6 protein-coding genes are annotated in these 5,423 nt (G+C 55.6%); 3 read left to right on the top strand and 3 right to left on the bottom strand.

The window, feature by feature from the left end; translation table 11 throughout:
• Positions 1-438: 438 nt before the first annotated feature.
• Positions 439-915: a hypothetical protein gene (locus ACWVCN_RS03575; protein WP_455244141.1), complete on the bottom strand. Its 477-nt coding sequence runs from the start codon at positions 913-915 to the stop codon at positions 439-441.
• Between the two features lie 632 nt (positions 916-1,547).
• Here ACWVCN_RS03575 and ACWVCN_RS03580 point away from each other — a divergent pair.
• Positions 1,548-2,576 (top strand): WD40/YVTN/BNR-like repeat-containing protein, encoded by a 1,029-nt coding sequence (locus ACWVCN_RS03580; RefSeq protein ID WP_455244142.1) that lies wholly within the window; start codon positions 1,548-1,550, stop codon positions 2,574-2,576.
• A gap of 165 nt (positions 2,577-2,741) precedes the next feature.
• Here ACWVCN_RS03580 and ACWVCN_RS03585 read toward each other — a convergent pair whose 3' ends face one another.
• On the bottom strand, positions 2,742-3,230 hold the full coding sequence (locus ACWVCN_RS03585; protein WP_455244143.1) for a hypothetical protein: 489 nt from the start codon (positions 3,228-3,230) through the stop codon (positions 2,742-2,744).
• Between ACWVCN_RS03585 and ACWVCN_RS03590 the strand changes: the two genes are divergently transcribed.
• The gene (locus tag ACWVCN_RS03590; RefSeq protein ID WP_455244144.1) at positions 3,229-3,675 is read left to right on the top strand and encodes a hypothetical protein; all 447 of its coding nucleotides are present in this window, start codon (positions 3,229-3,231) and stop codon (positions 3,673-3,675) included. The two genes, ACWVCN_RS03585 and ACWVCN_RS03590, sit on opposite strands and share 2 nt — an antisense overlap.
• Here ACWVCN_RS03590 and ACWVCN_RS03595 read toward each other — a convergent pair.
• Positions 3,665-4,291: a hypothetical protein gene (locus ACWVCN_RS03595; protein ID WP_455244145.1), complete on the bottom strand. Its 627-nt coding sequence runs from the start codon at positions 4,289-4,291 to the stop codon at positions 3,665-3,667. The two genes, ACWVCN_RS03590 and ACWVCN_RS03595, sit on opposite strands and share 11 nt — an antisense overlap.
• Positions 4,292-4,621: 330 nt before the next feature.
• Here ACWVCN_RS03595 and ACWVCN_RS03600 point away from each other — a divergent pair, with 330 nt between their 5' ends.
• On the top strand, positions 4,622-5,353 hold the full coding sequence (locus ACWVCN_RS03600) for a class I SAM-dependent methyltransferase (RefSeq protein WP_455244146.1): 732 nt from the start codon (positions 4,622-4,624) through the stop codon (positions 5,351-5,353).
• Positions 5,354-5,423 lie beyond the last annotated feature (70 nt).

Genomic DNA, 5,423 nt, shown 5'->3' on the forward strand with positions numbered 1-5,423 from the left:
CGGAACGCGACACGCCGGATCATATCGAATGTTCACATTACGGGCGGTGTTTGTTCGACGCGCGCACGATGGGATCGATCCAGGCCGTCCCTTTGATAAAATCGCAACTCGGCAGAATGGTCCAGCCGAGCTGAGTCTCGACTGATTCCTTGCGAATTCCTGGGCATCTCCAAGGGGCTTCTCATCCTTGCATCAATTCAGCACACGGGAGAGATAAACGTAGCGCCCACGCCTCGGCGCATGCGCTGGGCATAATGCCGGTTCCGCCATCACCTATGGGAGGAGGGGGAGAGAAGAAAGGAAGAGCCATGAAACCGCGACATTCCGAATTGCGGCTGCGATCAAGTGGCCTCACTTACTTATAAATCAGAATGTCCCGGTTCTTTCACTCGAACAGAAGCTCGCTGCCATCTTACCGCGTCAGACTCGAACACAAAGTTAGAGATTTTCATATGTCTGCAGTATTGCCAATAGCTCACTTGGTTTCACAATGTCTATGTCACACGTCGAGCACAGCTCACTTCTTTTCTGCAATATACGTTGGTCAGTGGTTACGAAATATGATCCATATTTAGCAGCTTCAAAGACGTGGTGCGCATCTTGAGTTACGTTTTCTGGTTTCCCATTCCCAGCCAAGATCTTCAGGATTTCCGCCTTAAGCTTTTGCTCGCTCTCCACTAGGGTCGTCTCAATCGTGTAAATGAAGCGCTTTGCTTCATGTTTAACCCAGACTGGCGTATTCGGATGTTCCATTTCTTTCTGGGTTGAGTGAGCTATTTCCAGTAAGAGATCACCGTTCTTAGAGCGCATTAATAGTGTTTGTGCGGCTGTGTCCTCCGGGGTGTATTTGGGGTCGAAGGCGCAAGAATCCAGAAAGATGTTTACGATTCTTGGGTTGAGATGCTTTTTGGCCATGATGGTGAATACCTAGCTATTGAGTAGACAGACCGGCATAGTACCGCTACAGCTGAGATGGGCTCAACCCTGATCCCAGCCCATCCGCGGGGTTGCTTACCTCTTTGGCTTCGCAACTCTACACGGATATCTAGATCATCGTCGTTCACACATCGGTACGTCCCAAGAGTTCTTGAATTGTCCGGTATCGTAGCCGTCTTCCAGCAGGTGGCGTGGAGAACGGGCGCCGAGGATTCACCGTACTGTTCCGAGGAAGGTTCTGCTGCCTGAGTGGCCATTGGGCCTGTGTTCTGCTGGCGCCGAGTTCACGCGTCCTGCTCCTTACAGGTGGCGGCGCTGGCCGCAATCTTTGCTCATCAGAAGGATGCCCTCGGGTGAGCGAGCCTGACCGGAGGAGCGAGGCATCCGCCGAGGCTTTGCCGGGAAGGAAAGCTGGAACTGACCGAAGATCACGGTTGTGACAACCGTGCCTGACAGAATACCAGAAGGGCGCACTCGCGCTAGCGTCAAGTGCGCAAGTTCCGCCCGGCTAAGCCCAAGCGGATCGGTCCGAGAGGTCCCACGAGCGAACCCGAGGGCATCCGCTTCCCTTGACTCACGCGCAATCCCTGTGTTTACGTCTGCCCTCGCCCATGTTGCTTCGAACAGTCGCCCAATTCGCCTCGCTCGCCCTTCTCCTCTTCTCCCTCGGCTGTCAAAAAGACAGCGAGGCGATCGTTTCGATCGCGCTGCATCCGACGAACTCGAAGATCCTGTACGTGGCCACGAACGATGCCGTCTACAAGTCGCGCGACGGAGGCGACACTTGGGAAAAGTTCCCGAGCTTCAGCGCCAGACGCGTCACGACCGTCGCGATCGACCCGTTGCTCCCCGCTACCATTTATGCGGGCACGATGGGAGACGCCGTCTACAAGAGTCCGGACGGCGGCCAACATTGGCTCCCTCACAACGTCGGCTTGAAGGAACACGTTTCCTTCATCAATCAGTTCGTCTTCCACCCTGCATTGAGCGAGCAAATTTACGCCGCCACGACGGTCGGCGCCTTTTATACGAAAGACGCGGGCCGCGAATGGGAAGAACGGATGAACGGCATGAAGGAAGTGCACATCGTGACGTCGATCGCAATCAACAAGGAAGACCCCATGATTCTCTACGGCGGGACGACCGGCGGGGTATACCGGTCTGACGACGCGGCAATGTCGTGGAAGAAAATCAACAACGGGCTGATTCCGGAAACGGAACTGATGGCCTCGATGGCGCTCGGCGTGAATGCGATCGAGCTAGCCCCTACAAATCCTGACATCGTCTATGCGGGGACGACGAAGGGCCTGTTTCGCACCGCCGACAAGGGCGAACAGTGGGAGCGGATCGGGTTGACGCTACCCGATCCCTTCGTGAGCAGTATCGTGATTCATCCCACCGATCCTTCGGTGGTATACATCGGCGGACCTCAGGGAGTCTGGAAGAGTTCCGATAGTGGGAAGACCTGGCAGGCACACAATCAGGGGCTCGCCACGCTCAACATCCGCGCGCTCGCGATGGCGCCGAAGAACTCCCAAACCCTCTACGCCGGGACGAACGGCAGCGGACTGTATCGTTCGACCGACGCCGGCGCGACCTGGGCTTCGGTCCCCCTTAAGGCCGCGCCGTCTAATAATTGAAGGCTATCGTCCGAATGACATCGCGCGAATGGTAATCTCCGCAGGTTGCTCAAAATGGCCATCCGGCAAGGCCGCAGCGAGCAAAGATCCGAGGCGTACGTTGTTCGGTACGTCGAGGATCTGAGCGATGGGAGAACGCAGCCGGCGGCCTTTTTCAGCAACCTGCTAGTAGCCCGACTTCGATCCCGTCCCCCCATGCTGGTACTTACTGCTGTAGGACAGCATGCGCTCCGACAAGGCTTTCCATTCGTCGGCCGTCATGAGTTCCTTCATCTTGAACCGGAGACTGAGAATTTTCGAAGACGTCCGCATGCGCTGGTTATTGGCTTCATCGAGGATTTTCGTGAATTCTTCGGGAGTCGCCGTGTAGCTGGCGTTCAACGTATAGAGTTGGCGATGGTAGGTTCGCTCCTGCTCACGCCCTGCCTTCAGTTCAGCGATGATTTCGCCCACGATGCCCTTGACCTGCTTGGCCTTCTCTTGGTCCTTCACGGTACGATCGATCAAACCATCCATGTCCTGCTGGCCCTTCTGCCAGTAGGCTTCACCCTTCCCTCCACCGGACATCCCATGATGTTGGTGATGATAAGAGGAGCACCCTCCCAACATCAGGAATCCCGCCAACGATACAGCCGCCCACTGACTTGTTCTCATGCTGACCTCCTTACCTGTGTTCGATGAAGATACCTTCCCCTGTTGTCTCTTGAAACCATCATACCGTATCATCCGTCTTACGACGATGTCTGAACCGATCTCCCCACCAGCCAACACAACTTCCACCGATCCGGTTCACAGCCTGCGCGAGGAGTTCCGTTCTCACCTGGAAACGTTCTATGCCCGATTGAAGCTGGCCCCTCCTTACGAAAGCGTGGAAAAGGCGATCCGGGCACTTACCACATCGCTGCATGCCCTCCCCCGGCCGGAACAATCACGCATCGCTGCTGATACGGAATTGCGCTGGGAACAATTCGGCCAGGCTTTTGAAGCCTCGGGACTGAGTAAGAAGCACCGCGGCATCATCGCCGGTCTCGCCCGTAACCGATCTGCGCTCGCATTGCCACAGGAATACGATCATTTTCTCAGGTTCTTTAGTTCGTAGCCGCCTGCAGTCTCTTCCCTTTCAAGACATCCTGCAGCTCCCTTACAACCAATGCAAGCCGGTTGTTCTCCATGCGGTAGGCCATCACCACTGTCACCAATCCGGAAAAGAAAAACAAAATTCCCAACGTCAAAATCCCCGCGCCCACCAAGGCACCGCCCCGGTTCGAAAATCCTCCTTCAATCACATAACTAACCAGCGTGGCCAACGTACCGAATCCGACAATCAGAAACCAGAGTCCCGTCAGGATCGCTGAGACCCATGGGATACGCTTGGTGGAAGAGAGCACGATCGACTCGCCTTCGACCCGAAGATCCAGGGTCGCTTTCATCGGCCAGATCCATAAAAAAGCCCACAGCGTCGGGTAGCGTGGGCGCAAGAGGATACGGTTCGGGTCGACGAACAATCGGGCGACTCCGTGTCGCATTGCCAACAATCCCATGTGGTCGAAGCAGGATTGGATCTGCGCCAAGCTTGCCTTTTCCAACCGTTCCTCACCACAACCGATCCGGCATCCATATCGGCTTGCCTCCGCCGACAGCGTTCGGAAATAGAGCCGGTCACCGATGAAAATGCCGATCAGCAACACGCTGGCAAACAGTCCCGCAAGGATCATGTTCGTACCTATCCCATACTGCTCAAGCGCGAATCAAGACTCGAACCGATGAAGGGTAAGGGGGTGAGGAGAATTTTCGCGGGGACAGGGGGAGCCATCCTCCTCCTACACTTCGTGACCCCTCCCCCTCACTCCGTGCTACTTTTCGGACAAGAATTTGTTGACTCGGTCTGGCGAGTTGGCTATTGTAGCGCCTGTCTTGAGTCCGGCGGGTTCCTCGCTCCATTTTAGGCGCTCCGCCATTTATAAATTTCCCCATGTGAACATCGTGTCGGTTCATCCCTGCTCGTTGGGATGCGCAAAGCGCACGATGTGTGGGTTGGAGGTGACATGGATTTACACAAAGTTGAACGGGTCTACACGTCCTATGCCAGTGTCTATGACAAGATTTTCGGCAAAGTGTTTCACGAGGGACGTGAATCCGCGATACGAAATCTGAACGTCCAACCCAACGAGCGCATTCTCGAAGTCGGTGTCGGAACAGGAATCGCCCTTCCCATGTATCCCCGTCATTGCCAGATCGTGGCAATCGATTTTTCCGAAGGTATGCTGGAAATCGCCAGGAAACGGACGGTCGAGCACCAGATGGACCACGTGATCTTACATCGGATGGATGCCGGAGCAATGGATTTCTCCGACAGCAGCTTCGATACGGTCGTCGCTGCGTACGTCGTCACTGCCGTGCCCGATTACCGGAAGGTCGTCAGCGAAATGATCCGTGTCTGCCGTCCAGGCGGGCGCATTATTATGCTCAATCATTTCAGCAACGAAAACAAAGTCGTTGCCGCTGTGGAGAAGGTCCTCTCCCCGTTGACCAAGCACTTGGGCTGGCGGACCGATCTGTCCCTGAACACCGTCCTCGAAGACACTGACCTGCATGTCGCCAACAAGCAGAACGTGAACCCGCTTCGTTTTTGGTCGCTAGTGGAGTGCGTGAACCAGAAGAACGGTCACGGAATCGCCCATAAGAACGGCGTGGCCCATACCAACGGCACGACCGTTTACACCCACAGTGCCAGTCCCATCGCGGCCGGGGCAACGAACGAAGAAGCCCTGGCGTAACTCAGATCATCCCCGCTCCTCGTTACTTCCAACCCGATTGGCTTCTATCCGACGCTGCTGTTCTAACGAC

The sequence above is a fragment of the Petrachloros mirabilis genome (assembly GCF_975968855.1).

Bases quoted from the DNA above. Each gene is read 5' to 3' on its own strand.
- ACWVCN_RS03585 (WP_455244143.1), bottom strand. From the start codon at position 3,230: ATGAGAACAAGTCAGTGGGCGGCTGTATCGTTGGCGGGATTCCTGATG.
- ACWVCN_RS03575 (WP_455244141.1), bottom strand. From the start codon at position 915: ATGGCCAAAAAGCATCTCAACCCAAGAATCGTAAACATCTTTCTGGAT.
- ACWVCN_RS03590 (WP_455244144.1), top strand. From the start codon at position 3,229: ATGCTGACCTCCTTACCTGTGTTCGATGAAGATACCTTCCCCTGTTGT.
- ACWVCN_RS03600 (WP_455244146.1), top strand. From the start codon at position 4,622: ATGGATTTACACAAAGTTGAACGGGTCTACACGTCCTATGCCAGTGTC.
- ACWVCN_RS03580 (WP_455244142.1), top strand. From the start codon at position 1,548: ATGTTGCTTCGAACAGTCGCCCAATTCGCCTCGCTCGCCCTTCTCCTC.
- ACWVCN_RS03595 (WP_455244145.1), bottom strand. From the start codon at position 4,291: ATGATCCTTGCGGGACTGTTTGCCAGCGTGTTGCTGATCGGCATTTTC.